Here is a 25,255-nt window from a genome sequence, read left to right as displayed (position 1 = left end):
TCCCCGCCTGATCTGCGCGCGAGCACTCCAGCACCCTCAGCGGCGCCGCACCCGATTCGTCGGGCGCGGCGCCGCTGCGTTTCTCGCGAGGGCGACCCGTGCTCGCTGAGTATGGTTCTGTCATGACGGACATCACACTCGAGACCATCGCCACCGGACTCGCCTTCCCCGAATGCCCGCGTTGGCGGGCGGGCCGCCTGTGGTTCTCCGACATCTACCGCGGCGTCGTCCTGCGCCTGGATCCGGCGACCGGCGACGTCGAGCGGGTCGTGGAGGTCCCCGGTCACGCCGGCGGGTTGGGCTTCCTGCCCGACGGCCGACTGCTCGTCGCGTCCGCGGAGGAACGGAAGGTGTACCGCCTCGAGGAGGACGGCACGCTCACCGTCCACGCCGACCTGCACGGGATCGCGTCGTGGCATCTCAACGACATGGTCGTGGACGGGTCCGGGCGCGCCTACGTCGGCAACTACGGCGATGACAGCGCGCCTCCGGCGCCCCCGTTCCCCGCCGACCTCGCGATGGTCGAACCGGACGGCAGTGCCCACGTCGTCGCGGAGCAGATGCTGTTCGCCAACGGCATGGCGATCACGCCGGACGGTGCGACGCTGATCGTCGCCGAGACCCGTGCGACACCGGGCCGGTTGTCGGCGTTCACGATCGAGGCGGACGGCAGCCTCGTGAACCGGCGCACGCTCGTCGAGTTCGACGACCCGGCGGTCCTGCCGGACGGTATCGCGCTCGACGCGGAGGGTTCGGTCTGGGTGGCGTCACCGTTCAACGAGGAAGTGCTCCGGGTGACGGCCGCCGGCGAGATTGCCGAACGCATCGCGGTGCCGCACCCGTATGCCGTCGCGCTGGGCGGCGCGGACGGTCGCGACCTGTTCGTGTGCACCGCCGACACGTGGGTTCCGGAGGAGGCGCTCCGACTCGGTGGCGGTGCGATCCGGCGCCTGCGGGTGCAGGTTCCGGGCACCGGTTCCTGAACGGATCTGGCACTCGGGACCCCTTGTGTGCCAGCGATACAGGAGCGCATGCTCGTACTACCCAACGAGGTGTGATCGACGTGCGCGCCGGGCGGGCTCCCACCGAGGAGCCCGCCCGGTTGCTCCCGTCACCGCTCGCCGCACGGGAGAATCGGGGTCGCGATGAACGAGCACGAATATGTCGGTGTCGCACCGTTCCACGCCTCCGGGGACCTGCGTGGCTTCGTGATCTCGGGACGCTGGCCGGACTCGACACACGAGTGGGCGCAACTGCTGACTCTCGCGGTGCGGATCGCGTCCCTGCCCGGCCTGTTGCCGACGTCGACGGTCTTCGGGGCCCGCGAGGAGCTGCCGGACGACCCCCGGCCCGGGACGGTCGGTCTGATCGTCTCCGAGGGTCCCGTGCTCGGCGAGTCCGCGGTCTCCCCGGGGCGCTTCGCCGGTCACCAGCCGCCGGCGCTGCTCGTGCTGCATCCGCCCGCCGAGACCGTCCCGTCTCTTCCCGAGTGCTCCGGGGTGGCGTCGGGCTGTGTGCTGCTTCCCGGTCTGCCGCATCTCGGACTCGACCACCGTGCGGCGTGGGTGGAGGCGGAGGCGGACGGCACTGTCACGTCGATGATTTCGCGTGTGGGCATCGATCCGATCAGCGATCCCGACACCGCAGTTCTGGCGATGCTGCTCGCGGCATGACCGGAACCGGAAGAAGAAAGTTCGGCATTCCAAACTTATTGTGGCCTTTGCACTTTCGCTGAGCCGGAGCTATCGTTGCCGGAGCGAAGGGGAGTAGCCCCCAATCGCTGGGTCGACATACTGGCCGGCACCTCACAGTGCCCGCCCGGCCCAGCGGACCGGATCTTCTCCGGTGGGCGAGACCTTCGGCCGTGAACGCACCCATCGCGTTCGGGGCCGGAGGAACGTTTCCCGACATCCTCCGAGAACAAGTGATCCGGAGGAGGTTCGACACGATGCTGGCTGCCACACTGCTGAGTTTCGGCGTCATCTTCGTCGCCGAGCTGGGCGACAAGTCCCAGCTCATGGCGATGACGTTCGCGCTGCGCTACCGCTGGTGGGTGGTGATCGCGGGCATCACCGTCGCCACCACCGTCGTGCACCTGGTCTCCGTCGGTGTCGGCCACTTCCTCGGGGCCGCGATCCCCACCACCGCGATGTCGATCATCGGCGGCATCGCCTTCCTGATCTTCGGCCTGTGGACGCTGCGCGGCGACAAGCTCTCCGACGAGGAGGAGCAGAAGGCGCGCAAGGTCACCGGGTCGGCGTTCCTGGCTGTGGCGTCGGCGTTCTTCCTCGCCGAACTCGGTGACAAGACCATGCTGGCCACCGTCACGCTCGCGGCGGACAACGACTGGGTGGGTGTGTGGATCGGGTCGACGGTCGGCATGGTCGCCGCCGACGCCCTCGCGATCGTCGTCGGCGCGCTGCTCGGCAAGCACCTGCCCGAGACGGTCGTCAAGATCGGCGCCGCGGTGCTGTTCTTCGCGTTCGGTGCGTGGCTGCTGCTCGAGGGCCTGTTCCCGGAGAGCCTCGCCGGCCCGGTCACAGCGGGCACCGTCGTGGTGGCGGCCGCCGTCGCGGCGCTCGTCCGGCGCGCCGTTCGCGGCCCCCGCACACCGGCACCGGCCGAACAGGCCGACGCACCCCACAGTTCCTAGACTGGCGGCATGGATCAGACGCAGCCCGACCTGCTCGCCCCCCTCGGCGATCTCGCCGCCTTCGCCGGACGCTGGGTCGGCGGTGGCACCGGCCACTACCCGACGATCGACGACTTCGCGTACGACGAGGAACTCGAGCTCACCGCCAGCGGAAAGCCGTTCCTGTTCTACCGTTCCCGCACCCGGGGTCCCGGCGGCGGCATGCCGATGCACACCGAGACCGGCTACCTGCGGCTCACCGACGGCGTCGCCGAGCTCCTCATCACCCAGCCGACCGGTTTCGTCGAGATCCACCGCGCCACCCTGGCGGACGGTGTCCTCGACTTCGCGTCGCACACGCTCGAGGCCTCCCCGGATGCCAAGCCGGTCCACGAGATCCGGCGCCGCTTCGAGCTTCTCGAGGACGGGACCGTGCTCGCGTACGACATGTGGATGGCGTTCGACGACGTCCCGATGACGCACCACCTGCGGGCGGAACTGCGCCGGGCAGACTGAGGATTCAGAAGTTCCAGTCCACGTCCTCGGTGGGTTTCTGCTTCCCGATGACGTATGCGCTGCCGGAGCCGGAGAAGAAGTCGTGGTTCTCTCCGGCCCCGGGATCGAGCGCCGACAGGATCGCCGGGTTCACCTGACACTCGGATGCCGGGAACATGGGCTCGTATCCGAGATTGGCGAGCGCCTTGTTCGCGTTGAACCGCATGTAGGACAACACCTCTGCCGTCCATCCCACCTCGTCGTACAGATCGGCGGCGTACTCGACCTCGTTGGCATAGAGCGTCTCCAACAGGTCGTAGGTGTAGCGCCGATGCGCGTCCCGCGCGCCCGCGCCGAGCCGCTCGAGCGCCTGCCGGCACTTGTATCCGATGTAGTACCCGTGCACCGCCTCGTCGCGGATGATCAACCGGATCAGGTCGGCGGTGTTGGTGAGTCTGCCGTGACTTGCCCAGTACATCGGTAGGTAGAAGCCGCTGTAGAACAGGAACGATTCGAGCATCACCGACGCCGCCTTGCGGGCGAGGGCGTCGTCGCCGCGGTAGTAGTCGACGACGATCTGCGCCTTGCGCTGCAGGTGCGGGTTGCGCTCCGACCAGTCGAACGCCGCGTCGATCTGCCGAGTCGAACACAGCGTCGAGAAGATCGAGCTGTAGCTCTTGGCGTGCACCGACTCCATGAAGGCCATGTTCGTCAGGACGGCCTCCTCGTGTGGGGTGACGGCATCGGCGATCATCGCGACGGCTCCGACGGTGGCCTGCGCGGTGTCGAGCAACGTCAAGCCGGTGAACACCCGGATGGTCATCTCTCGCTCGGTGTCGGTGAGCGTCGCCCACGAGGCCAGGTCGTTGGACAACGGAATCTTCTCGGGCAGCCAGAAATTGCCGGTGAGTCGGTCCCACACCTCGGCGTCCTTGGGGTCGGGCACCCGGTTCCAGTTGATCGCGCGAACCCGATCGACCAGGCGTTCACTCACCGCCGATCGCCTCCCGCAGGTCGAACGCGCGTCCGGCCCGTGCCGCCTCGAACCTGCGTCCCACATCCGACCAATCGACGAGCGACCACAGCCGATCGATGTAGTCGGCCTTCACGTTCCGGTACTGCAGGTAGAAGGCGTGCTCCCACGCGTCGAAGACGAGCAGCGGCGTACTGGTGATCGCGAAGTTCGTGTGGTGGTCGTGCAACTGGTGCACCACGAGTCGGACGCCCACCGGATCCCAGGCCAGCACGCCCCAGCCCGAACCCTGCACCGTGGCCGTCGCTGCGGACATCTCGGCACGAAAGCCCTCGAAGCTCCCGAAGAACTCGTCGATCGCGGCCGCCAGTTCGCCGTCGGGCCGGTCACCACCCGTCGGCGACAGATTGCGCCAGAAGATCGAGTGCAGCGCGTGGCCGGACAGGTTGAAGGCGAGGGCACGCTCGAGTCCCGCGAGCGCCGAGTGGTCGCCGCAAGCGCGAGCCTCCTGGAGTTGTTCCACCGCGGTGTTTGCTCCCCTCACGTACGCAGCGTGGTGTGCGCCGTGATGCAACTCCATCACCTCGCCGGAGATCGCGGGTGCGAGCGCCCCGTAGTCGTAGGCCAGGTCGGGAAGAGCGTAACCGGGCATGTCTGGTCACCTTTCGTCGATGGAATGCCGTCAGACTAGCTCGAGTTCGGGTAGACGAACATTTTATTTCTATAAATCGAACTTCCTGCCTGGTGGAACATCCGGCCGCCGGCATCACTCAATCGCTTGATTGAATGCGGGTGTGACCGTAGGCTCACAATCCAAACTCGGATTTCAAACCGTTACCGAGATCGGTTCGCGCTCAAGGCTTCTTGATCTTCGCCGACGAGACCGCACGGAAGATGGGACCAGAATGGGCACGCTCAACTACACCGACACCACCCGCGGCCCGTCCGCGACGGACAAGCTCCACTTCCACGAGGCCGGCGACGGCCATCCCCTCGTACTGCTGCACGGGTCCGGGCCGGGCGTGTCCGGCTGGTCGAACTTCTCGAAGAACCTGCCGGTCTTCGCCCGCAGCTTCCGCACCATCGTCGTCGACATGCCGGGATTCGGCGCGAGCCCGGACATGGCGTACGACCGGCCGTACCCCGAGATCGCCGCGGAAACGATCGTCACGCTGCTCGACGACCTCGGCATCGAGAAGGCGCACCTGCTGGGCAATTCGATGGGCGGCTGGGTCGCGCTCGAGACGGCCGCGCTCGCCCCCGAACGAGTCGATCGGATGGCGCTGATGGGCCCGGGCGGCCTGTACGCGCCGCTGCTCGGGCCGATGATGAGCGAGGGCGCGCGCCGCCTCAACGCCTTCCTCGTGGACCCCACCCGCGAGGCTCTCGAGGCGTGGGTCGACTCGATGGTCTACGACCCCGCGACGATCACCCCGCAGTTGCTCGACGAGCGCTGGGCCAACGCCACCGCGCCGCGGGCGATCGAACGCATGCGTGCGGTGATGGCATCGCTCGGTCTCCCCGGCAAGGCACCGCTGTGGGCACGCACCGACGAGATCCCGCACAAGACGCTGGTCACGTGGGGTCGCGACGACCGCATGCTGCCACCGGACGGTGCCCTGTTCGCGTTGCGCCGGATGCCCAAGGCCGACCTGCACCTGCTCGGCGAGTGCGGGCACTGGGCGCAGGTCGAGCGCAAGCACGACTTCGAGTCGCTCGTCACGGATTTCCTCACCCGCTAGGTCTCCCGCTCCACGCTGACGAAAGGTGCTTTTCACCATGCAGTTTCAGCACGAAGCCATCGACTCCGTCCTCACCGCCGGCGACCGGATGCGCGACCTCGAAACCGAATGTGTCGAGCAGCGCAGGCTCTCCGACGACACCGCCAAGATCCTCCGCGACGCGGGCATCATGCGGATCATCCAGCCGAAGCGTTACGGCGGCTTCGAATCCGACCCCGGCGTCTTCAACGCCGCGATGTACGAGATCGCGCGGCTGTCGAGTTCGGCGGGCTGGGTGACCGGTGTCGTCGGTGTCCACTCGTGGCACCTGGGCCTGTACCCGGACAGGGCGCAGAAGGATGTGTGGGGCGAGAACCCCGACGCGTGGATCAGCTCGTCGTACAGCCCGGCGGGCACCGCCCGGATCGTCCCCGGCGGCTACGAGCTGACCGGACGGTGGGGCTTCTCGTCGGGCAGCAACCACTGCGACTGGGTCTTCGTCGGCGCGATGGTCGCCGACGCGGACGGGCACCGTACGGGGCAGCAGGTGCATCTGCTGCTCCCCCGTACCGACTACGCGATCGACGACGTCTGGTTCACGTCCGGGTTGGCGGGCACCGGCAGCAACGACATCGTCGTCGACGGCGCCTTCGTGCCCACGCACCGGGTGCTCGACGTCGCCGATCTGTACGCCGAGCGCTACCCCGGCAACGAGGTGAATCCCGCTGGCCTGTTCCGCCTCCCGTGGTACACGCTGTTCGTCAACGCCGTCGTGATGCCGTTGGTCGGCATGTCTCGCCGGGTGCTCGACGAGGCGGTGGGAATTCACAAGTCCCGCTTGGCGGTCGACGCGTCCAAGCTGCCACATCCGGCGACGCTCGCGCGTCTCGCCGAGGCCGACTTCGAGGCCGACACCGCCTACCGGATCCTGCAGGCCAACCTCGCCGACGCGTTCGCAGCCGTCGAACGTGGTGACGCGGTGTCGATGGGGGTTCGTCAGCGCACCCGGCGCGATCACATCGCCGCCGTCCGGTTCGCCGTCTCCGCCGCCGACAAGGCGTACCAGGTGGGCGGCCCCCGCTCGATCGCGACGTCGAGCGCGCTGCAGGCGGTGTGGCGGGACGTCCACGCCGGTCAGCACCACGCGGTCAACCTGCCGGACCGGTCCGATCACGAGTACGGCGAGTACCTGCTCACCGGGAACCCCGGCACCCTCTACTGATCCGAGGAGTTCACAATGGCTGTTCTCTCTCTCACCGATCGCCGGAACCTGGTGTCCCGCGTGAAGGTGTGGGGGCACAGGTTCACGCCGGTGCCGGCCGGGGCTCAGGGGCTCCGGCGCTGACGACCAGCGTCGAGCAAACGCTTCGTCGATCAGTCGTCCAGTTCACCGCTGCTAGCCTTCGGTGGTACTCGGTCGAACCGAATACCTGGACAATGAGGAGTGAGCGTGGCGTCAGCGGGCCGGCGTGAGGTCATCCTGACCGAATCGGCGCGGTTGTTCTCCGATCGAGGCATCGCTGCGACGACGATCCGTGAGATCGGCGAAGCCGTGGGCCTGAACTCGGGGACGCTGTACCACTACTTCAAGTCCAAGGACGCCATCGTCTCGGAGATCCTGGTCAGCTTCCTGACGGATCTGGTGGAACGGTACCGCGCGGTCGTCGCCGAACCGGAGACCGCGCGGGACCGGCTCGTCCGCATCGTCCGTGCCTCGCTCGAGGTCGCGAACGCCCACCCGTACGCGACGGAGATCTACCAGAACGAGTTCGCGAATCTCGGTTCCCTGCCCGGGTACCCGGAGATCGCCGACGCCGTCGACGCCTCGCACGACGCGTGGTACCGCATGGTCGAGGAAGGCGTACGTGATGGCGAATTCAATTCGGGCATAGACATTTTCGAGTTCCAGCGGATGATGCGCGAGTGCGTGTTCATGTCGGTGCGCTGGCACCGCAAGACCCTCGGGCAGGACATCGACACCCTCACCGAGATGCTCACGACGGTGTTTCTCAACGGCTTCGTGCCGCCGCCGTCGGGGGCCTCCACGCCGCAGCCCGTGCGCCCGCGGAAGCGGACCACCAAGCGGACCGCCGCGGCCGAGCCGGGACAGCCGGAGAAGACCGCGGACGAGGTGCAGGACATCCGTTCCGAACTGGACTCGCTGCGCACCGAGATGCGGGCGATCCGCGCCGCCATGGCCGATCGCGTCGACACGCCCTGAGCCTTCGCTTCGCGACTGTTCCCCGCGGGCATCGTCTCGTCCTACACTCCGGACATGACGGCCACTCCGCGTGTGCACGCGTTTCGTGACGACGCCCTCGGCGATCTCGATGCCACCGGCGTCGCGGCCCGGATCGCGTCGGGTGAGGTGTCCGCGCGCGAAGTGGTCGAGGCCGCGATCGCGCGCGCCGAGTTGGTGCAGGGGCCGCTGAACAGCATCCAGTTCGCCGACTTCGAGCGGGCGGCGCGGCAGGCCGACGCCCCTCGCAGTGGCATCTTCGCCGGCGTCCCCACGATCGTGAAGGACAACGTGGACGTCGCGGGCGCGCCGACCGGGCACGGCAGCGCGGCGTTCACCCCGACCCCGGCGGCGCGCAACAGCGACTTCGTCGACCAGTTCCTGTCCACCGGTGCCGTGTCGATCGGCAAGAGCCGGCTCCCGGAGTTCGGGTTCAGCGCATCCACCGAGTACGAGGACGCCGATCCGGTGCGCAATCCCTGGGATCCCGACTACTCGTCGGGTGCGTCGTCGGGGGGCTCCGCGGCGTTGGTGGCGTCCGGGGCGCTGCCCTTCGCGCACGCCAACGACGGCGGCGGCTCCATCCGGATTCCGGCCGCCGCTTGTGGACTCGTCGGGCTCAAACCGACACGGGGCCGCACCGTGGCCGACGCAACCGACAAGACGATGCCGATCCGCATCATCTCCCAGGGCGTGGTCACCCGGTCGGTGCGCGACTCCGCGCGGTTCTACGCGGCCGCCGAAACCTACTATCGCAACCCGAAACTGCCACCGATCCGGCTCGTCGAGGGGCCCGGGTCGGCGCGCCTGCGGGTCGGGGTGATCGTCGACTCCGTGACGGGGGTGCCCACCGACGACGAGACCCGGAAGTCGGTGCAGGCCACCGCGGATCTTCTCGACACCCTCGGCCACCACGTGGAGGAGGCGACGCTGCCGGTCGACGGTGCGTTCATGAACGACTTCAAGTTGTACTGGGGTTTCCTGTCCTTCGCCCTACTGTCCGGCGGCAAGCGCATGTTCGGCCCGTCGTTCGAGCGGAGCGGAACCGACACTCTCAGCCGCGGCCTCGACGCCATGTACCGCAAGCACCTGGCGCAGACGCCCCGCATGCTCTATCGGCTGCAGCGCAGCGCCCGCGCCTACTCGCGGATGTTCCAGAAGTACGACATCGTGGTCTCCCCGGCCCTCGGCCACACCACACCGAAGATCGGATACCTCTCCCCCGCACAGGATTTCGACACCCTGTTCCAACGCCTGGTGAACTACGCGTCGTTCACGCCACTCAACAACGCCTCCGGTGGGCCGGCAATCTCCCTGCCGTTGCACCGGACGTCGAACGGCCTCCCCCTGGCCTCGCATTTCTCGGCGAACCACGGCGACGAGCGCACCCTGCTCGAACTCGCCTTCGAACTCGAAGCCGCCAATCCTTGGGCGCGGATCCAGGATCCGGAATGAAATCGAATCCTCTGGGACGGATTGCAGTTCGAGGATGATCAGCGAGGCCGACATCGCCACGCACCTGACCGACGAGGTGCGCGCGATCCCCTACCCGGGACGGTGGTCGAACCCGCCGTTCACCGGCGACGACGCGGCGGTCATCGCGCGCGACGGGGACCTGTCGGAACTGCGCGTCGACCGGCGGACCGGTCGTGTCGACTGGGTGGATCTGCGAACGGGCACCGCCCAGCGGCTCGCGCCGTCGCTGCCGGCGTTCGGCGTGCTCGCGGCGGCGTACGCGACGGCTCTGCGGGACACCCGCGGAGCCGGGGGCCGCGCGCTGCGTCACGTCGAGCAGGCGCTGCTGGATTCAGTCCGCGCGGTGTCCGCGGATCTGGCCGCCGAGGGCTCGTACTGGGCGATCGCGGCGGAGGAACTCGGCACCGGGGTGCTCGGCGGGGACGACGCGCCCGAACCACTCACCGTGACCGCGGCCGGTGGACCCACCGTCGTCATCGCGATGCCGATGCTGCGGTTGCGCCAGGCGCTCGCCGACGAGGGGCTCACCCTGTCCGGGTACCGCGGTGCGGTGTCGTACGCGACGCTGTCCGGCGACCTGAGCACCACGCTGGCGAACACGGCCCGCCCCGATGCGCAGGCGTCGGGACCGGCGCGGGTACTCGTCGTCGACGGGCAGACGCGGCTCACCGCCGACGATCTCGCGTTTCCGGCCCTGCGGACGCTACTGCTCCTCGAGCCCACGACACTGCCCGAGGACCTCGCCGAGGCAGCCGCGATGCTCGAGGTGCTGACCGTCGGCGGGCCCGGTCCGTTCGCAAGGATCGCCGACCTCGTCGCCCGCCGCGACGCCTGACGATCCATCAGCCCCCGTCGGCTGCAGCCAGGAGGACGGCGATATCGCGTTGACCACGATTGTGCGCGTTCTGCAGCGCCGTGAGGCCTCGTGCATCGCGGATCGACGGGTCGGCTCCGGCGTCGAGCAACTGCGTGACGGTGTCGACGTAGCGTGCCGAGCCGTCGCCGTACACGACCGCCTCGAGCAGTGCGGTCCAGCCGGGGTCGTTGACGTGGTTCACCGGGACACCCGCACGGATCAGGATCCGCACGGTCTCGATATGCCCGTGCTCGGATGCCGGGATCAGGGCGGTGCCACCGAACCTGTTGGTGGAGCGCACATCCGCGCCGTGATCGAGGGTGGCGAGCAGGATGTCGTTCAGGCCCTCGGCACCGGCGTACAGGAAGGCCGAGTCCTGCATGTCGTCCTGGGCGTTGACGTCCGCACCGGCATCGATCAGTGCCGTGGCGGCGGCGACCGCGTTCGCCTTGGTCGCCGCGACGAGCGGGGTGCGGCCGCCGTCGCCGCGGGCCTCGAGGTCGGCACCGCGGTCCAACGCGTCGCGGACCCCTGTCAAGTCGTCCGCGCGGGCCGCATCGAACAGTTGCCGCTCGAGTTCCGGGGTCGACGTGGGGATCGGCGCAGGAGACGCCGCACCGGCGGCGTTCGAGGCGACTTCGGAAGTGGTTGGTGCGGGCGATGTCTCGACGACATCGGCGCTGCCGCAGGCCGCCGCCGTCAGCGCGACGGCGGCCACCAGAATGGCTGTTCTCACTGGAGGCTCCCGGCGATCTCGGCGAGTCCCGCTGCGGCGCAAGCCTGGTCGGCGTTGCCGTCGGGCGCGCCGCCGACACCGATGCCGGCGATCGACGCGTTGCCGACCTTGACACTCACGCCACCGGGGAGGAACAGCGTGCCGGGCAGGTCGGCGATCGTCGGGCCGTCGCCCTTCACCCGTCCGGCGAGGTCACTGGTGTTCGCGCCGAACGCGGCGGCGGTGTAGCCCTTCGCGCGCGCGGCCTCGACGGTGTGCTCGGCCGCGTTGTCGCCGCGCAGCATCGCCTGCACGTTGCCGAACCGGTCGACCACCGAGACGGTGACGAAGCCGAGACCGTCGGCCTGGCACTTGGCGAGCGCGGCCTGCGCGGCGCGGCCGGCCGTGGCCACGGACAGCCGGTCGGCGGCGACGGTGCCCTTGTCAGCGGCGTCGCCCGGCTGCTGCGACGACATCGCGACCGGGGTGACCTCGGTGGCAGTCGATGCCGCCGCGGCGTCGTCGGTGGATCCGCAGGCGGTCGCGGCGAGCAGGGCGACGGCGGGGACGGTGATCGCGAGGGCGCGGGGCAGGCGGCGGGAGAGGTTCATCGAGGGCCTTTCGAACGAGGGGGGAGATCGAGTGATTCCACCCTCGCGCCGGTGCCGGGTTCGCGGCATCGGCCGCGCGGCCACCGTCGGATCATCCGAATGGCCGATCCCGGGTCCTCGCGGCGACCGTAGGATCGGCCCGATGCAGGGCAACCGGGAAAACGCGGACACCGCGGACAACGCGGACAACGCCGCCTTCCGCGGGCCGCTCGGCGCCGCGATCCACCTGTCGTTCTACGTGCTGCTCGCGGCGTCGACGGCCCGCTACCTGACGTATCACGGGGTGAGCGGACGGTGGCTCGTCGTCGCCGGGCTGATCGTGGTGCTCGCGGCGCTGTACGCGGTGATCGTGGTGCTGTCCCGCCGCGGCGGCGCGTGGCAGCCGTGGGTGTGGCCGGTGCTGACGTCGTGGGTGGCGCTGGTGTGGCTGGCGCCGAGCTTCGCGTGGACGGCGTTCCCGATCTTCTTCCTGTGCACCCGCGCGTTCCCGCGCTGGGCGGCCTATCTGGTGGTGGCGGCGCTCGCGGTGTTCGCGGGCATCGAGTTCGCGTCGTTCAGTGGCCGCACCGAGTGGGCGGTGCTGCTGGCGCCGCTGTGCACCGGTGCGCTGATCGTGCTCGCGTACGGGCAGGTCGAGCGCGACAGCGCCGAACGCGAACGCCTGCTGAGCGAACTCGTCGACGCCAAGTCGCGGCTCGCGGAGACCGAGCGGGAGGCGGGCGTACTGTCCGAGCGTGAACGCCTGGCGCGGGAGATCCACGACACCGTCACGCAGGGGCTCACCAGCGCGCTGCTGCACCTCGAGGCGGCCGACGAGGTGTGGGAGCGGTCCGGTCCGCGGGCCCGCGACGAGGTCCGCACCGCGACGACGGCGCTGCGCGAGAACCTCGCCGAGACCCGCAACCTGGTGCACTACCTCAGCTCCCCCGACCTCGAGACGCAGACGCTGGACGCGGCGCTGCTCGCCGCCGTCCGCGGGTACGTGCCGTCCGCGCAGTTGCGGGTGATCGGCGAGCCGGTGGGGCTGCCGTCGGACGTCGAGCACGCGCTGCTGCGGATCACGCAGAGCGCGGCGTCGAACATCCGACGGCACGCGAACGCGCACACTGTGGGGGTGACCCTGACGTATCTGCCCGACGCCGTCGCCCTCGACGTGTTCGACGACGGCGCAGGGTTCGTGGTGGGCGGGACGAGCGGGTTCGGCCTGCCGGCGATGCGACAGCGCGTCGAGGCCCTGGGCGGCACGTTCTCGGTGGAGAGCGCTCCCGGTGAGGGCACCGTCGTGGCGGCGCAGATCCCGGTCGGGGACGCATCGTGATCTCGGTGCTGCTGGTCGACGACCATCTCGTGGTGCGGGCCGGGTTGAAGGCCCTGTTGGATTCGCAGCCGGACGTCGAGGTGATCGGCGAGGCCGACACCGGTGAGGACGCCGTCGCGATGGCCGCGGACCGGTCCCCCGACGTGGTCATGATGGATCTCGCCCTCGGCGCGGGAATCGATGGTGTGGAGGCGATCCGACGTATCCGCACGGCGCGCCCTGATCAGCCGGTGCTGGTGTTCACCACCTACGACACCGACGCCGACGTCGTGCGTGCGCTCGACGCCGGCGCGATCGGTTATCTGCTCAAGGATTCTGCGCCGCGGGACATCTTCGGCGCGATCCGAGATGCCGTCGCCGGCCGCAGTGTCCTGTCGCCGCCGGTGGCGTCGCGGGTGCTGGACCGGATGCGACGCCCCGACCAGGCGCTGACCGCGCGGGAGGCCGAACTGCTGACCCTGCTGGCCGAGGGGCTGACCAACAAGGAACTCGGCAAGCGACTGTTCATCAGCGAGGCCACCGTGAAGACCCACCTCGCCCACATCTACGCCAAGCTCGGTGTCGACTCGCGGGCAGCCGCGGTCTCGATCGCTTTGCGGCGGGACGGGATTCGCTGACGCATGACTCTGTATTCCGCGATCTGCGTGCAGGGCACGCCCACGGTGTCGCACCTCGATCTCGACCTGTTGGACTCGTACCGGTTCTACGACGGCGGTGGGTTCCCGGCGTCGTATCGCGAGTTCGTGCAGCATCTCGGCTGGGGCCGGCTGTTCGGACTGTGGCTCGTGTATCCGCCCGTGCTCGACGGCTACGCCGACGGCTGGCAGGCCAGGAGCCGGATCCTCACCGAGCGCCTGCGGGAGGCGTACCTCGACGGCCGGGCCGAGGAGTTCGACTGGATGATCGAACCGGACGGCGACTGGTCGCTGGTCGAGTCGCTGCGCGTCTTCGCGATCAGTGAGAACGGGGATGTGCTGCTGTGGGACACCGCCGCTCGCGACGAGCAGGGCGAGTTCCCGGTGTACTGCTCACAGCGAATGAACTCGCTGTGGTTGCTCGGACCGTCACTGGCTGCGGCGGTGACGGTGCTGCGCGCCGAAACGGTGGAGTTGTTCGGCGAGAACGAGTTCGACCTCGAACCGCTCGACGCGCAGCGCCTGCCGTGACCGGGTGACCGGTCACGCCGGTGTTCACGACTCCGTGGCGGTGTCGCCTGTGCCCGCGTCCTGGTCGTCGCCGGCCAGGATCAGGTACAGCGCCCGTCGGGCGTCGGTGAGCACCTTCTCCGCCGCGGCGAGTTGCTCGGTGGTCCCGGACATCTGGACCTGGCGGGCTGCGCCGTGCAGGTCGTGGAGCGGTCCGCGTAGATCGGGTCCCGATCCCGCGAAGGCGAACGGGTCGCCCCAGGATTCGGCGTTCTGCTCGACGAACTCACGTCCGGCGTCGGTGAGGGTGACGAGCTTGCGTCCGCCCTCGGCGGTCGTCTGCACCAGGCCCTCGTCCTCCAACTGCTGGAGCTTCGGGTAGATCGCGCCGGCGCTGGGACGCCAGGCACCGTTGGTGCGATCGGTGATGGTCTGCATCAGCTGGTAGCCGTACATCGAGTCCTCCTTCAACAGGAGCAGGACGGCTGCGCGGACGTCGCCGCGACCTGCTCGACCCATGCCACCGCGTCCACGGGGTCCGCCGTGTCCGCGACCCCGGCCTCGACCACCGCGCATGCGGGGATCCTCGCCGTCGAAGGGGCGGTGATGGCGGCGCTGACGGCCCATCTCCTCACCCCACGCGGGGTGTCCGTGCATCTGTTCCGGCCCTCGCCGGTGATTCATGTTCCTCATCGGTTCTTCCTTTCATCGTTTTCCGACACACTCACGATATATCGCGATCGTATCTTTAGAAAGGGTGGCGTGGGTCACTGGTCGCCTTCGGCGCTGTTCAGGTGGAACCGGGTGCCGTAGCGCTGCGTCTGATCCAATGAGCGAGTCGTTCGGGCGAACCGAGGGGGAAACGTGAGGTCAGTGGGCCGATGGGGAACTGCCGTTCTCGCGGTGGCCGGTGTCGTGAGCCTGTTCGGCTGCGGATCGACGAGCGTCGAGGGGCAGGCCGAGACCACCGAGACCGAGGCCGAGGAGCCGACATTCGATCCGTGCAGCATTCCGGACGAGGCATTGCGGGCAGCGGGAGTCGATCCAGCCACTCAGTCGCGGGACATCCTCGGCGTCAAACAACCCGGCTGGAAGCTCTGCGACTGGGGAGGCGACGGAACGGCCATCACCGTCTTCGCCACCGCGCAAGCGCTCAGCGAGATTCAGGCGAACGACCGCTTCACCAGCTTCACACCGATCGACCTCGATGGTCGCGAGGCGTTCACCTTCCGTGAGGTGAGCGACAAGCGCAACGAGTACTGCGATGTCGTTTTCGCGGCCGGAACGGACACCGTGATGATCAAGTCGGGCTACTTCGTCGGAAGGACACCTGCCGAAGGTCCGTGTCCGCTCGCGATCCGGAACGCCCAGATCCTCGCTCCCTCGATTCCCAACTGATAGGCGGTGGTCTCGATCAACGGAAATTTGTGGAGTGAACTCGGCGCGCGAGCAGAGGCTGGCGAGCTCTATCTCGAACCCGGTGTGGCACAGAAGTGTGCGCAACGCTGCGCCGAACTTGTCGCAGAACTGGATCAAATCAAGCGCGGAGCAACGGGTTTGACCCGAATCGACGGCCTCGGCCACCTCCCCTCCGGCGTCGCGCTGGCACGCAAGTTCGAACAGAAGGCGTCGGGCGGTGAGTACCCGCTCGATCAGGCACTCGCCGACCACATCACCGTCGTCGAGGGGATGCAATCTGTGTTCGAGAAGATCGCGGCGAACTATGCGGCGACCGAGGAAGCGAACGCCGAGCGGATCACGGGAAGCGGACGCTGACCCACCTCTGCTCGTTCGCCCGGTCTAGGACTCGGTGAGGTCCGCGAAGTTCTCCGTGTAGCCGAGGAGCAGCACCGACGAGCCACGCAGCACGGCGCGGAGTTCGTCCCAGGCGTCGGCGTCACGCTGCCCGTACAGTTCCCGCAGGTCGGCGATGAGCGCGTCGATGTCGCGCTGCCCGGGGTCGAGGACGCTCAGGAACCCGAGTGTGGACGCGCCGATCCCGGCCAGCTCGTACCCGTGCCGCTCCCGCATCCGGCGTGCCACCGCGTGGTTCTCGAACGGCGTCCAGTCGCCGGCGAAGTAGCCGTTCGGAAGGTCGGCGAGCAGATCGATGTCGGCGCGGGTGGGCAGGCACTGCACCACGTGCACGGCGTCCACCACCAGACCGGGATCGCGGTTGAGCGCGACCAGCGCGTCGATGTCGCTCGGCACGGTGACGAGCGAACCACGCACGTCCTCCCATCGCACCGCGCGGTCCGGGTCGGTGAGCACCGTACGGGCCGACTCGAACACCGCGGTGTCGTAAGCGAGGACGGCGTCGTCGGTCTCGTCGTCTGGGTACTCGACATCCCCGTCCAGATCGTGCGTACCGCGCGCGTGTCCGCTCGTGTAGAGGCACTGGTTCGGGTCGTCCAGCGTCAGGAAGCACCGGCCATCGCCTCCGTGAGCCGCCTCGACCCGTCGGAAGGCCGCGAGCAGCGCATCGAACGACTGTGCCGCGGTGATGACTGCGACGCTCAGACGGTTCACACCGCGGTGTCCCGCATCGGGCAGCGCGCTGACGACCGCCCCCGCGACGTCGCCATATTCCACGGACTGCCGGGTATCGGACACTGTTCCTCCATCAGGGCTCGGCATTGGCGCATGCCGAGCCATGATCCCCGAAGGCCCTCGGCGGCTACTCGCCCACCACCGCGCCCGGCAGCGACCACCGCGGATCGCGCCCGGCGTAGCCGAGGAGCCGATCCAGATCGGAGGCGTCGTCCGGGACCGGAACCACCGGCCCGTAGAGCCCCTCCCGGCCCGCCTCCTCCCCCGGCACCGACATCGAGGCGGCGAATCCCAGGCTCGCCTCGACGGCGGCCGGATCGGCGTCGAACGGCTGACCGGTGGCCCGGGCGAGGTCCCATCCGTGCAGGACCAGTTCATCAAGCGCCACGACGCCCATGACTGCCGCCGGCATCGTCACGCCTCCGGCCTCTGCTTCACCCTGCCAGGCGCCGGGTTCGCGCCATGCCTCGGCGAGCGCGTCGAGTTGGCCGTCGAACTGTGCCTGCCAGTCGGCCGGCAGGTCGGTCGGTCGTGCCGACCCGTCGGCGGGAAACGGCGCCTTCCGCGCCGCGGCGGTGAAGGCGTTCGTCAGTTCGAGGAGGTGTCGCAGCAGGTCGGCAACCGACCAGTCGGTGCACGGAGTCGGGCGGTCGAAGTGGTCGGAGCGGACTCCTGCAGCCAATCGCGCCAGCTGCGCTGCCGCCGGTCCCAGGTCGTGCTCGATCGTCATGCGCGTCTCCCTCGATCGGATGCCCTCTCACGAGTATCGACCGCCGGGCACCGCGAAACTCATCGCATCCGCCACCAACGGGAACTCAGGTACCGATAGCCGGACGCGAGCGTGCCGTGAGTTCCCGTTCGACCGGTCCAGGGCTGGTCAGTCGCTGGTCGGCGTCAGCGGGGCGCCTTCAACTGCATCCAAGCCAGCACGTCGAGGACTCGGATGGCCGGGATCGTGTCCGGCAGTTCAGCCCGTTCCCGCAGCGCCACCAGTCGGTGGTGCAGTTCCCGGTCGTTGTCGCGCAGCGCCTCTCGGATCGGGTTCAGGTGGGCCTTCTTGGTGCCGAGGACCTCGCCGATCACCCGGTCGTAGATCGGGTACAGGCGCGGACGCTTCCGCGCGATCAGCTTGGACGCGACGGTGCGGCCGATGCTCGGGACGGTCCACAGCGCCGTCTCCAGTCTCCAGGCCGGCCACTCGGGAGTCAGCTCATCTGCCTCGTCGACCAGGTCTCGGTCGGGGCCGACCTCGCGCAGCAGTTCGGCGAACTCGTCACCGCGCTCCCGCAGCAGGATCTGCGCGCCGTCCGGGGACACCTCCACCGACAGCATCGTGACAGCCACGAGATCGTCGGCGGTGAACACGTCGACGTCGCGGTCACGGGTTCCGGTCGAATCCCACTGGTCCCACAGCGCGCCGCTGCGCAGCCGCCCGGTCTTCACCCACGGTTGGTGGAAGTACTGCTGCAGCACCTCGACCGCGGCCGCGTCGTCGCCGGATGCGAGAACTTTCGGAAGACGAATCGTCATGTCATTCCTCCTCGTTCATCGCATCGAGGATGTACTGCGCGAACGAACGGTTGTGGTACTGCGCGTACGGGCCGCGGCCCTTGCTCACGAGCCGCTCGGCCAGCGGCCGGATCGTGGTGTCGTCGAGGGGCAGCGAGAAGAACTGGTCGTCGGCGCCCTCGTCCGAGAGGAAGAAGTCGACCAGCACACCGTCGCCCTCCGCGGACGCCAGGTCGGTCTGCTTGAAACGCAGCAGCGGGTTGGCCAGCGCCAGCCCGTCGAGGCTGTATCCGGTGCTGCGCATCAGCGCGGACAGCGACGTGTAGAGCACGGTGCGGAAGTCGACCGTCTCGCCGTTCTCGGTGTACCGCTCCACGTAGAGCACTTCCATCGGGCCGATGCTGAGCGTGAAGAGGCGTTCACGCTCGGCGGTCTTGTTCGTGGTCGGCAGGCAGCTCAGGGTCCACGCGTCCACTTCGCACGACGCGGGATCGTCGAACGCCGACGCGAGATAGCCGGCGATCAGATCGACGACCACCTCGAAGAACGGGTCCGTCTGCAGCAGCTTGAAATTGGCTTCGGTGGCGGCGGGGTTGATGTCAGGCATGTCTTTCCTCGAATTCGGTGGTGCGGTGCTGCGTGACGGCGGTGAGAGCACCAACAAGCGAACAGCCGACTGTATCGGCCGACGTCGACAACCCGGGCGGCCGGACCGGGTCGGGTGCCCCGAGAATCGTGGAACCGGGATCGCGCCCCCTGCGTCTGTTCAAATGAGCACATCCGTGTACGTGAGGGGGAAGCGTGGGGCCATCAAATCGGATCCGGGCGGCGATCTGCGCCGCGGCCGGAATGCTGCTGCTCACCGGCTGTGGCACGGCCACCGTCGGAGGGCAGGCCGAGACGACAACGGCGCAGGCCGGGGAACCCGCCTTCGATCCGTGCAGCATGCCCGACGACGCCCTCCGCGCCGCGGGTGTCGATCCCGCAACCCAGTCGCGCGACATCATGGGCGTCAAGCAGCCCGGGTGGAGCCTGTGCCGGTGGCGCGGCCCCGACTACTTCGTGACGGTCTTCGCCACCGGACGCGCCCTCGACGACGTCCTCGCCGACCCCCGCTTCCACGACATCGCTCCGGTCGCCGTGGACGGCCGCGAGGCGTTCACCGTCCGCGAGTCCAACGACAGCCGCAACGAGTACTGCGACGTCGCGTTCTCCTCCGGGCCCGACGCCATCATGATCCAGTCCACCTACTTCGACGGGCTCCCGGGTTCGGACAGCCCGTGCCCACTGGCGGTCCGCAACGCCGAGGCGCTCGCGCCGTCCATCCCCCGCTGACCGAAGGGCACCCCTGTGAACGGCATCCCGTCCTGGCCGGAAATCGGCATGATGGTCGACACCGGCCAGCTCACGCTCGAACCCGGCGTCGCCGAGAAGTGCGCCCACCGCTGCACCGAGTTGATCGACCGACTCCGCGAGCTGAAACTGCAGGCCATGCAGCTCGCCCGCATCGACGGACTCGGCTCGCTCCCGTCCGGCCTCACCCTCGCCCGCAAGTTCGAGCAGAAGGCATCCGGCGGCGAGTATCCCCTCGACCGCGCCCTCGACGACCACATCACCGCCGTCGAAGAGATGCGGTCCGTGTTCGAGAAGATCGCGATCGACTACGACGCGACCGAACAGTCGAATACACAGTCGCTCAACGCGACTGATCCGGTGCGCTGACGAGCACCACGCTGCTCCGCGGCTACTGCACGGGTGCCGGTTCCGGCGCGGAGTAGGCGTAGTCGTCGAGCGGGAAACTCCGCGCCTCTGCGAAGGCGTTGGCCGTCGAGGTGGGCCGCAGCAGGGCGGCCTCGCCGTGCTGGTTGAAGTAGTACGAGCGCGCCGTGCCGCAACTGCCGCCGTAGAAGACGGAGTCGTCGAGGTTCGCGGTCATCCGGTCGAGGAACCGGGTGTTGGCGTCGTCGGTGACCTCGAAGACGTCGGTGCCGCGGCGGCGCATCTCCGTCAGCAGCCTGGTCATGTGCGCCATCTGCGACTCGATGGTGGTGAAGTACGACAGCCCGCTGTACGAGTACGGGCTCGCGAGGGTGAGAAAGTTCGGGAACTTCGGCACCGCGACACCTTCATAGGCCTGGAATCGGTTGTCGCGCCACCATTTCCCGAGATCGAGGCCATCACGTCCGAGGACTTCGATAGCGGGGAAGTTCACGTCCCACAGGTTGAACCCGGTCGCCAGGACGAGGGTGTCGATCTCGGTGCGGCGGCCGTCGGTGGTGACGATCGCGTCGGGTTCGATCCGTGCGATCGACGTCGTCTCGAGGTTCACGTTCTTCTTCGTGAAGGTCCGGTAGTAGCTGTTGGAGAACGTCGGCCGCTTGCACCCGAAGTCGTAGTCGGGGGTCAGTCGGCGGCGCAGATCGGCGTCCCGCACCTGCGCGCGCAGGAACAGCTTCGATGCCGCCGCGGCCCCCTTGTTGAGGAACTTCGCCTGGCGGTAGTGCAGCACGGCACTGACCATGATGCCCTCGAGGATCGCGTCGCTGGCGAAGCGTGCCACGCGTTGCGTCGCCGGAACCAGAGAGAAGAGCCGTTGCACCACACCGGGAATCGGAACATCGACCTTCGGAACCACCCAGATCGGGGTGCGCTGGTAGACGGTGAGCTCGCTCGCCTTCCGGGCGACCTCGGGGATCAGCTGGACGGCGGTGGCGCCGGTGCCGATGATCGCGGCACGCGACCCGGTCAGATCGATGCCGTCCTCCCACGCGGTGGTGTGCAGGACGCGACCGGAGAACGAATCTATGCCGTCGATGTCCGGCATCTGCGGCTGCGAAAGGAATCCTGTGGCGGTGAGCAGATAGCGCCCGGTCACCTGCTCGCCGCCGTCGAGCGAGACCACCCAGTGCCGTGCACTCTCGTCCCAGCGGGCGCCGGTGACGACCGCCCCGAACCGCATGTACCGGCGCAGGTCGTACTTGTCGGCGACGTGCTCGGCGTACCGCTTGAGTTCGGCCCCCGGCGCGAACAGCCGCGACCAGTGCGGGTTCGGCTCGAACGAGTACGAGTAGGTGACCGAGGCGATGTCCACAGCGAGGCCGGGGTAGCGGTTGACGTGCCACGTGCCACCGAGGTCATCCTCGCGTTCGAGGATCGCGAGGTTCGTCAGGCCGAGTCGGTTCAGCGCGATCGCCGCACCCATCCCGCCGAAGCCGGCACCGACGATCACGGCGTCGTACTGCGTGTTCCGCTCCACAGTTCCACCCTCCCCAGATATGTGTCACTCTCAGTGTCACTCATCCGGGCGGGTGTGGCCAGGGTTTCGACTCGATCGGTCGCCGAGCCTCGTACCGACCGCCGGGTCTCAGGTGCGCGCGTCGGCCACCGCGATGGCGTCGATCTCGACCGTCGCGCCGTACGGAAGGCCGCTCACCTCGACGAAGGTGCGGGCCGGCCGCGGGGCGTCGAAGAGGCGCTCGAACTGTCGGTTCGCCTCCTCGCGCAGCGACAGATCGGTCACGAAATAGGTGAGCTTCACGACGTCCTTCAGTTCACCGCCGACGGTCGCGAGTCGGTCGACCATTCGGTCGATCGCGGCGTCGAGCGCCTCCATCCGGCCGGGCACCGGAACACCCGTCGCATCGACGGACAGCGCACCCGACACGAACGCGAGTCCCGCGGCGACGAACGCCGGGCTGTACGGGTGGGCGGCGGAAACCTCGGTCATGGACATCGAGTACTCCCTCTGCGGTAGGCAGCAACGAATTCACCCCGACCATAGCCCGCAGCCGGATCGACGTGCACACCTCCCCAGTTGGATACCGAAACTCGTTGGTATGCAACGTCCATTATCGACACCGTAGGTCAGCCAGACCGATGCCTCGGACCCGTGTCATCGTCGGCGGGAACCGGTGCGACGATCGGGAGCCTGAGGTGCATCTGCGCATTCCGTGTGATCTCACAGTTCCCGGACGCGGCGGAGTGCAGGATGCCGTTGTAGATCAGATCCCACAATCGCCAGTTCGCCTCCAACTCGCCCAGCGACCCGGCGAGCACTCGCCCCGACGCGTCCGTCAGCGTCAAAGTGGAATACCTGCGGCCACCGGTGATCCGGACTTCGACAAGCTCGTAGGTGTTCACCCACGACTTGCCCGACTGGGCCCAGATGGATCCCGCGGCGAACCACTCCCGGCTGAGCGTGACGTACCCGTAGACGCCGTACGCCGCGAAAACACACCAGACCGGCCATGCGGTCATACACTCGAAGCCCTCCGTGCGACCGGACAGACTCACGATCATGATGCCGACCACACCCGCCGGCGCGAGCAATTGCGCGCGTCGCGAGGGGCGGCGCCACTCCAGCAACGGCCCCAAGTGGACGGGGCTGGGCGGGACTCGCCCTGGGGCCGGCCCGGACGGGGTGGGAGCGTCGGGGCTGAGTTTGCCGATGACGGGGTTTCGCGGCCGCATGGGTCGTGGCTCCCCGGTATCCCGATCCGGCACCGGTGGCAGCAACGTCCGGCTCACGTCCCCGACCTGGTCACTCACCCAGACCCGCGGGCAGCATCAACACCTTCCGCGCCTTGGGAGTGATCTCGCAATTACCCGACGCGAGCGAGTGCAGGATCCCGTTGTACACCAGATCCCACATCCGCGGATTCGCCTGCATGTTCCGCAGCCGAAACGAGTAGATCTCCCGCCCCGACGAATCCTTCAACCGCAGAACACGATTCAAACCATCTACCGAGAACTTGATCTCCACCAACTCGTAGGTGTTCACCCACGACTTACCCACCTGCGCCCACACCGCACCGGCCGCGAACCATTCACCGCCGAAGCGCCAGAATATGAAGGGTACGACGGCAGCGACGAACAACCAGACGGGCCACATTGTTATCCATTCAACGCCGTTGACCACCGTCAGGTAGACGACAAGTAGGGTGACCATTCCTCCGGATATCAGCCATCGATCACGATTGCTCGGTAGCGACCATTCCAATACCGGGCCCAACTCCTCCGGAATCCCCGGATGCCGCCCCCGCATCGGACCGGGCCGGGTCATCGCGTTCGCCGTGGACTCCCCGCGCGGAGCGGCCGGAGGTCTGGGCTCACCCGTATCCAGATCAGGCACGGGGGGTGGACTCCACTTGGCACCCATAGTTGACACTTCTAGTCCCCCCACATCTTTTCCATCGCGTATCCGACTCCCCACGACACCAGGACACCAGTACCAACTGCCACCAATGTCGCGGGGCCCCCAGCCGCACTCGCAAGAATCAAGCTCGTGGCAGCAGTGCCCGCCATGAATCCGCCCACGTCCTTGCCAGCAGCAAGTGCTGCATCACCCATATCGTCAGCCTTCGCGACATCGAAAGTCGTCTGAGCGGCAACCACCGCTACACCCACTATCGGAACCTTCGAACCCACCTTTGAGATGGTGGATGTCCCGCCCTCCACCAGCGGTGCGGACATACCCTTCACGACAGGGTTATCGACCATTCCGGCCAGCAACTTGGTGTTTTGCGCTACGACCCTCGCCGCGTCGTCTGCGGCGGGCTGGAAGGTGGTGACGGCCTTGGCGGCAGTGGTTTCCCAGTACGGGTCGCCGCTGCGTACTGCTTCGGCAGCTATGGACCGAAACGTGGCAAGTTGTTGTGCGCGTGCGTCGGCCATTGCCTTCCAACTTCCCACCTGAGAAGCTTTCCCCACCTCAGAAGCCGCTGTCCCGATATACCCGGTGACGACCGCGGCGGCCATCCAGTACCACTGACCGCGCATGTCCCGCACCGCGGCACTGGTCTGTTCGAGGACACCGTTCAAGATGTTGTGCGCGTTGGACTCGGCAGCTCGACCACTCTGCGCCATCTCCGCGGCTTCGTCGAACGCCGCGCGCTGCCGCGCATATCGAACCTCGGCGTCGATGTCCCCGGCATCGAAGGCGATCGGGTCCGGATCCTCGACAGTGCCGGGTGCGCCGCCAGGACCGGACAGCACGCGAAGGCCGGCGGCAGCGGCGATCTCGGCGGCCTGCAGCATCCTTTTCGCCGCGGTTTCGAGGTCGTCGGCGAACGCCCGGATTGCAGCCGCGGCAGCCGCTGCCGATTCGACCGTCCGGCTCGTTCCTCGTTTCATCTCGGCGACACGGTCGCGGAACTCGTCACCCGCCGTGCCGACCCACTCGGACTCGGACTTCCCCCGCGCGTCGTCGAAGGCGCCGGCGTACTCGGTGACACCGTTCGCGAGAGCCTGCAGCCGATCAGCGCACTCGCGACAGGCCGTCGGATCGCCGGGAACGAACAGTGGGATCGGCATCAGGGCTCCCCACGCTGGACCGGGAACAGACCGGACACGTCGAGGAACCGATCCCCGGTGTCCAGATCGGCGTCACGGAAGATGGTGCGGTTCGCCTCGACGGTGTCCGCTGCGACCGCGGCCGACGTGGCCACGGTCGACATCATCTCCGCCAGCGCGGTGAGCAGATCCGCGACGACGCCGGTCGACGCGCCGGCATCCGGCACGTTCGGGGCATCGGCGCTCATCGACTCGAAGCCCTCCGCCCCGGAAACCAGGATGCGGGCAACCGCTCCGAGGTCGCCGACTTCAACTCCACTCATGTTCTCCCCTATGCCCGGCTCAGCCACGACGGTGGCAAATGGTCCCCCGGCTCGTCGTCGACGTGAACCGAGGCGTCCTTCTTCCAGTGTTCGGGTGGCAGTTTCGCGTCGAGCAGCACGACGTCGTATCCCGTTGCCCGCCCGACCTCCCGCAGACCGTCGTCGTCGACCGCTCCCCACGGTTGGTGTGGCCCGCAGCAGCTCACCAGCTGTTGCAGCGACGTGTACGCCGGCAGCGCGAGGCGACCGTCGGGTAGCCGACGCAACTCCAGGTGCGCGGCGGCGCCCGGCCGACCTGTGACGGGCACGTACAGGACGTTGCGCCGCCGGCTTCCCCCCGAATTCATATGTCTCCTCCCCAGGACACTCGCCGACCACGGTAGTGGCCTCCGTGACGAAGC

The 25,255-nt window shown here is 68.2% G+C and carries 32 protein-coding genes; 16 read left to right on the top strand and 16 right to left on the bottom strand.

The window, feature by feature from the left end; translation table 11 throughout:
* Window positions 1-122: 122 nt before the first annotated feature.
* The 4 genes from IJ15_RS0121530 (at window position 123) to IJ15_RS0121515 (ending at window position 3,148) form a co-directional block, all read left to right on the top strand.
* Window positions 123-983 (top strand): SMP-30/gluconolactonase/LRE family protein, encoded by an 861-nt coding sequence (locus IJ15_RS0121530; protein WP_031940409.1) that lies wholly within the window; start codon window positions 123-125, stop codon window positions 981-983.
* A 162-nt stretch (window positions 984-1,145) separates the two neighbouring features.
* Complete coding sequence (locus IJ15_RS0121525; protein WP_031940408.1) at window positions 1,146-1,673, top strand: hypothetical protein; 528 nt, start codon at window positions 1,146-1,148, stop codon at window positions 1,671-1,673.
* Between the two features lie 275 nt (window positions 1,674-1,948).
* Window positions 1,949-2,653, top strand: a complete 705-nt coding sequence (locus IJ15_RS0121520; protein WP_031940407.1) for a TMEM165/GDT1 family protein — start codon at window positions 1,949-1,951, stop codon at window positions 2,651-2,653.
* Window positions 2,654-2,662: 9 nt separating this feature from the next.
* Window positions 2,663-3,148, top strand: a complete 486-nt coding sequence (locus IJ15_RS0121515; RefSeq protein ID WP_031940406.1) for an FABP family protein — start codon at window positions 2,663-2,665, stop codon at window positions 3,146-3,148.
* A gap of 4 nt (window positions 3,149-3,152) precedes the next feature.
* Here the strand turns inward: IJ15_RS0121515 and nrdF are convergent, their stop codons facing one another.
* Both nrdF and IJ15_RS0121505 read right to left on the bottom strand, forming a co-directional pair.
* Window positions 3,153-4,121 (bottom strand): class 1b ribonucleoside-diphosphate reductase subunit beta, encoded by a 969-nt coding sequence (nrdF, locus tag IJ15_RS0121510; RefSeq protein ID WP_031940405.1) that lies wholly within the window; start codon window positions 4,119-4,121, stop codon window positions 3,153-3,155.
* Entirely contained in the window at window positions 4,114-4,752 is a 639-nt protein-coding gene (locus IJ15_RS0121505; protein ID WP_031940404.1) for a superoxide dismutase, read from the bottom strand. The genes nrdF and IJ15_RS0121505 overlap by 8 nt, the downstream gene beginning before the upstream one ends.
* A gap of 253 nt (window positions 4,753-5,005) precedes the next feature.
* Between IJ15_RS0121505 and IJ15_RS0121500 the strand changes: the two genes are divergently transcribed.
* The 5 genes from IJ15_RS0121500 to IJ15_RS0121480 all read left to right on the top strand — a co-directional run bounded on the left by IJ15_RS0121500 (window position 5,006) and on the right by IJ15_RS0121480 (window position 10,371).
* Complete coding sequence (locus IJ15_RS0121500; protein WP_031940403.1) at window positions 5,006-5,842, top strand: alpha/beta fold hydrolase; 837 nt, start codon at window positions 5,006-5,008, stop codon at window positions 5,840-5,842.
* Between the two features lie 37 nt (window positions 5,843-5,879).
* Window positions 5,880-7,043: an acyl-CoA dehydrogenase family protein gene (locus IJ15_RS0121495; protein ID WP_051919410.1), complete on the top strand. Its 1,164-nt coding sequence runs from the start codon at window positions 5,880-5,882 to the stop codon at window positions 7,041-7,043.
* 228 nt (window positions 7,044-7,271) lie between these two features.
* Window positions 7,272-8,042, top strand: coding sequence for a TetR/AcrR family transcriptional regulator (locus IJ15_RS0121490; protein ID WP_031940401.1), 771 nt, complete (start codon window positions 7,272-7,274; stop codon window positions 8,040-8,042).
* Window positions 8,043-8,096: 54 nt separating this feature from the next.
* The gene (locus IJ15_RS0121485; protein ID WP_031940400.1) at window positions 8,097-9,515 is read left to right on the top strand and encodes an amidase; all 1,419 of its coding nucleotides are present in this window, start codon (window positions 8,097-8,099) and stop codon (window positions 9,513-9,515) included.
* A 34-nt stretch (window positions 9,516-9,549) separates the two neighbouring features.
* The gene (locus IJ15_RS0121480) at window positions 9,550-10,371 is read left to right on the top strand and encodes a hypothetical protein (protein ID WP_031940399.1); all 822 of its coding nucleotides are present in this window, start codon (window positions 9,550-9,552) and stop codon (window positions 10,369-10,371) included.
* Window positions 10,372-10,378: 7 nt separating this feature from the next.
* On the opposite strand, the gene IJ15_RS0121475 is transcribed toward IJ15_RS0121480, so the two are convergent.
* Window positions 10,379-11,128 (bottom strand): ankyrin repeat domain-containing protein, encoded by a 750-nt coding sequence (locus IJ15_RS0121475; protein WP_031940398.1) that lies wholly within the window; start codon window positions 11,126-11,128, stop codon window positions 10,379-10,381.
* Window positions 11,125-11,718 (bottom strand): GlcG/HbpS family heme-binding protein, encoded by a 594-nt coding sequence (locus tag IJ15_RS0121470; RefSeq protein WP_031940397.1) that lies wholly within the window; start codon window positions 11,716-11,718, stop codon window positions 11,125-11,127. Before IJ15_RS0121470 ends, IJ15_RS0121475 begins: the two co-directional genes overlap by 4 nt.
* A gap of 142 nt (window positions 11,719-11,860) precedes the next feature.
* Between IJ15_RS0121470 and IJ15_RS0121465 the strand changes: the two genes are divergently transcribed.
* Genes IJ15_RS0121465 through IJ15_RS0121455 form a run of 3 tightly spaced genes read left to right on the top strand, consistent with a single transcriptional unit; the run spans window position 11,861 to window position 14,202 of the window.
* A complete protein-coding gene (locus IJ15_RS0121465) occupies window positions 11,861-13,036 on the top strand; it encodes a sensor histidine kinase (RefSeq protein ID WP_031940396.1) in 1,176 nt (391 codons plus the stop codon).
* Window positions 13,033-13,653 carry a response regulator gene (locus IJ15_RS0121460; RefSeq protein ID WP_031940395.1) on the top strand — a complete coding sequence of 207 codons (621 nt, stop codon included), beginning with the start codon at window positions 13,033-13,035 and terminating at the stop codon, window positions 13,651-13,653. Before IJ15_RS0121465 ends, IJ15_RS0121460 begins: the two co-directional genes overlap by 4 nt.
* Before the next feature lie 3 nt (window positions 13,654-13,656).
* Window positions 13,657-14,202, top strand: coding sequence for an SMI1/KNR4 family protein (locus IJ15_RS0121455; protein ID WP_031940394.1), 546 nt, complete (start codon window positions 13,657-13,659; stop codon window positions 14,200-14,202).
* Between the two features lie 24 nt (window positions 14,203-14,226).
* Here the strand turns inward: IJ15_RS0121455 and IJ15_RS0121450 are convergent, their stop codons facing one another.
* On the bottom strand, window positions 14,227-14,874 hold the full coding sequence (locus tag IJ15_RS0121450) for a PadR family transcriptional regulator (RefSeq protein WP_031940393.1): 648 nt from the start codon (window positions 14,872-14,874) through the stop codon (window positions 14,227-14,229).
* A gap of 171 nt (window positions 14,875-15,045) precedes the next feature.
* Between IJ15_RS0121450 and IJ15_RS0121445 the strand changes: the two genes are divergently transcribed.
* On the top strand, window positions 15,046-15,579 hold the full coding sequence (locus tag IJ15_RS0121445; protein WP_231569624.1) for a DUF3558 family protein: 534 nt from the start codon (window positions 15,046-15,048) through the stop codon (window positions 15,577-15,579).
* Window positions 15,580-15,585: 6 nt separating this feature from the next.
* On the top strand, window positions 15,586-15,957 hold the full coding sequence (locus tag IJ15_RS25340) for a hypothetical protein (RefSeq protein ID WP_051919387.1): 372 nt from the start codon (window positions 15,586-15,588) through the stop codon (window positions 15,955-15,957).
* Between the two features lie 24 nt (window positions 15,958-15,981).
* Here IJ15_RS25340 and IJ15_RS0121435 read toward each other — a convergent pair whose 3' ends face one another.
* The 4 genes from IJ15_RS0121435 to IJ15_RS0121420 form a co-directional block, all read right to left on the bottom strand.
* A complete protein-coding gene (locus IJ15_RS0121435) occupies window positions 15,982-16,794 on the bottom strand; it encodes a hypothetical protein (protein ID WP_031940390.1) in 813 nt (270 codons plus the stop codon).
* Window positions 16,795-16,858: 64 nt separating this feature from the next.
* Window positions 16,859-17,461, bottom strand: coding sequence for a TIGR03086 family metal-binding protein (locus IJ15_RS0121430; RefSeq protein ID WP_031940389.1), 603 nt, complete (start codon window positions 17,459-17,461; stop codon window positions 16,859-16,861).
* 164 nt (window positions 17,462-17,625) lie between these two features.
* Window positions 17,626-18,261: a DUF6308 family protein gene (locus IJ15_RS0121425; protein ID WP_031940388.1), complete on the bottom strand. Its 636-nt coding sequence runs from the start codon at window positions 18,259-18,261 to the stop codon at window positions 17,626-17,628.
* 1 nt (window position 18,262) lies between these two features.
* A complete protein-coding gene (locus IJ15_RS0121420; RefSeq protein ID WP_031940387.1) occupies window positions 18,263-18,847 on the bottom strand; it encodes a hypothetical protein in 585 nt (194 codons plus the stop codon).
* 194 nt (window positions 18,848-19,041) lie between these two features.
* On the opposite strand from IJ15_RS0121420, the gene IJ15_RS0121415 reads away from it, so the two are divergent.
* Window positions 19,042-19,575 (top strand): DUF3558 domain-containing protein, encoded by a 534-nt coding sequence (locus IJ15_RS0121415; RefSeq protein ID WP_231569623.1) that lies wholly within the window; start codon window positions 19,042-19,044, stop codon window positions 19,573-19,575.
* A 15-nt stretch (window positions 19,576-19,590) separates the two neighbouring features.
* Window positions 19,591-19,962, top strand: coding sequence for a hypothetical protein (locus tag IJ15_RS0121410; RefSeq protein WP_156112178.1), 372 nt, complete (start codon window positions 19,591-19,593; stop codon window positions 19,960-19,962).
* Window positions 19,963-19,984: 22 nt separating this feature from the next.
* On the opposite strand, the gene IJ15_RS0121405 is transcribed toward IJ15_RS0121410, so the two are convergent.
* From IJ15_RS0121405 to IJ15_RS0121375, 7 genes are all read right to left on the bottom strand, one after another.
* Window positions 19,985-21,442: a flavin-containing monooxygenase gene (locus tag IJ15_RS0121405; protein WP_051919415.1), complete on the bottom strand. Its 1,458-nt coding sequence runs from the start codon at window positions 21,440-21,442 to the stop codon at window positions 19,985-19,987.
* A gap of 162 nt (window positions 21,443-21,604) precedes the next feature.
* Window positions 21,605-21,973 carry a RidA family protein gene (locus tag IJ15_RS0121400; protein ID WP_031940383.1) on the bottom strand — a complete coding sequence of 123 codons (369 nt, stop codon included), beginning with the start codon at window positions 21,971-21,973 and terminating at the stop codon, window positions 21,605-21,607.
* Window positions 21,974-22,104: 131 nt separating this feature from the next.
* A complete protein-coding gene (locus tag IJ15_RS25335; RefSeq protein WP_156112177.1) occupies window positions 22,105-22,497 on the bottom strand; it encodes a hypothetical protein in 393 nt (130 codons plus the stop codon).
* A gap of 283 nt (window positions 22,498-22,780) precedes the next feature.
* On the bottom strand, window positions 22,781-23,188 hold the full coding sequence (locus IJ15_RS0121390; protein WP_231569622.1) for a hypothetical protein: 408 nt from the start codon (window positions 23,186-23,188) through the stop codon (window positions 22,781-22,783).
* A gap of 221 nt (window positions 23,189-23,409) precedes the next feature.
* Window positions 23,410-24,552: a WXG100-like domain-containing protein gene (locus IJ15_RS0121385; protein WP_031940380.1), complete on the bottom strand. Its 1,143-nt coding sequence runs from the start codon at window positions 24,550-24,552 to the stop codon at window positions 23,410-23,412.
* Entirely contained in the window at window positions 24,552-24,854 is a 303-nt protein-coding gene (locus IJ15_RS0121380; protein ID WP_031940379.1) for a hypothetical protein, read from the bottom strand. The genes IJ15_RS0121385 and IJ15_RS0121380 overlap by 1 nt, the downstream gene beginning before the upstream one ends.
* 8 nt (window positions 24,855-24,862) lie before the next feature.
* Window positions 24,863-25,201, bottom strand: coding sequence for an SAV_915 family protein (locus IJ15_RS0121375; protein WP_197059881.1), 339 nt, complete (start codon window positions 25,199-25,201; stop codon window positions 24,863-24,865).
* Window positions 25,202-25,255: the final 54 nt, after the last annotated feature.

Origin of the sequence: Prescottella defluvii, from assembly GCF_000738775.1 — a bacterium.
GTDB lineage: Bacteria > Actinomycetota > Actinomycetes > Mycobacteriales > Mycobacteriaceae > Prescottella > Prescottella defluvii.
Note: the sequence above shows the minus strand (reverse complement) of the source record. Positions and strands in the feature narration are given on the sequence as shown.

Coding starts and splice junctions, on each gene's coding strand:
- IJ15_RS0121525 (WP_031940408.1), top strand. CDS start 1,146: ATGAACGAGCACGAATATGTCGGTGTCGCACCGTTCCACGCCTCCGGG.
- IJ15_RS0121485 (WP_031940400.1), top strand. CDS start 8,097: ATGACGGCCACTCCGCGTGTGCACGCGTTTCGTGACGACGCCCTCGGC.
- IJ15_RS0121400 (WP_031940383.1), bottom strand. CDS start 21,973: ATGTCCATGACCGAGGTTTCCGCCGCCCACCCGTACAGCCCGGCGTTC.
- IJ15_RS0121430 (WP_031940389.1), bottom strand. CDS start 17,461: ATGACGATCGAGCACGACCTGGGACCGGCGGCAGCGCAGCTGGCGCGA.
- IJ15_RS0121480 (WP_031940399.1), top strand. CDS start 9,550: ATGATCAGCGAGGCCGACATCGCCACGCACCTGACCGACGAGGTGCGC.
- IJ15_RS0121515 (WP_031940406.1), top strand. CDS start 2,663: ATGGATCAGACGCAGCCCGACCTGCTCGCCCCCCTCGGCGATCTCGCC.
- IJ15_RS0121385 (WP_031940380.1), bottom strand. CDS start 24,552: ATGCCGATCCCACTGTTCGTTCCCGGCGATCCGACGGCCTGTCGCGAG.
- IJ15_RS0121470 (WP_031940397.1), bottom strand. CDS start 11,718: ATGAACCTCTCCCGCCGCCTGCCCCGCGCCCTCGCGATCACCGTCCCC.
- IJ15_RS0121375 (WP_197059881.1), bottom strand. CDS start 25,201: ATGAATTCGGGGGGAAGCCGGCGGCGCAACGTCCTGTACGTGCCCGTC.
- IJ15_RS0121425 (WP_031940388.1), bottom strand. CDS start 18,261: ATGACGATTCGTCTTCCGAAAGTTCTCGCATCCGGCGACGACGCGGCC.
- IJ15_RS0121505 (WP_031940404.1), bottom strand. CDS start 4,752: ATGCCCGGTTACGCTCTTCCCGACCTGGCCTACGACTACGGGGCGCTC.
- IJ15_RS0121530 (WP_031940409.1), top strand. CDS start 123: ATGACGGACATCACACTCGAGACCATCGCCACCGGACTCGCCTTCCCC.
- IJ15_RS0121520 (WP_031940407.1), top strand. CDS start 1,949: ATGCTGGCTGCCACACTGCTGAGTTTCGGCGTCATCTTCGTCGCCGAG.
- IJ15_RS0121455 (WP_031940394.1), top strand. CDS start 13,657: ATGACTCTGTATTCCGCGATCTGCGTGCAGGGCACGCCCACGGTGTCG.
- IJ15_RS0121450 (WP_031940393.1), bottom strand. CDS start 14,874: ATGAGGAACATGAATCACCGGCGAGGGCCGGAACAGATGCACGGACAC.
- IJ15_RS0121390 (WP_231569622.1), bottom strand. CDS start 23,188: ATGGTCACCCTACTTGTCGTCTACCTGACGGTGGTCAACGGCGTTGAA.
- IJ15_RS0121495 (WP_051919410.1), top strand. CDS start 5,880: ATGCAGTTTCAGCACGAAGCCATCGACTCCGTCCTCACCGCCGGCGAC.
- IJ15_RS0121500 (WP_031940403.1), top strand. CDS start 5,006: ATGGGCACGCTCAACTACACCGACACCACCCGCGGCCCGTCCGCGACG.
- IJ15_RS25335 (WP_156112177.1), bottom strand. CDS start 22,497: ATGACCGCATGGCCGGTCTGGTGTGTTTTCGCGGCGTACGGCGTCTAC.
- IJ15_RS0121420 (WP_031940387.1), bottom strand. CDS start 18,847: ATGCCTGACATCAACCCCGCCGCCACCGAAGCCAATTTCAAGCTGCTG.
- IJ15_RS0121465 (WP_031940396.1), top strand. CDS start 11,861: ATGCAGGGCAACCGGGAAAACGCGGACACCGCGGACAACGCGGACAAC.
- IJ15_RS0121405 (WP_051919415.1), bottom strand. CDS start 21,442: ATGGGTGCGGCGATCGCGCTGAACCGACTCGGCCTGACGAACCTCGCG.
- IJ15_RS0121380 (WP_031940379.1), bottom strand. CDS start 24,854: ATGAGTGGAGTTGAAGTCGGCGACCTCGGAGCGGTTGCCCGCATCCTG.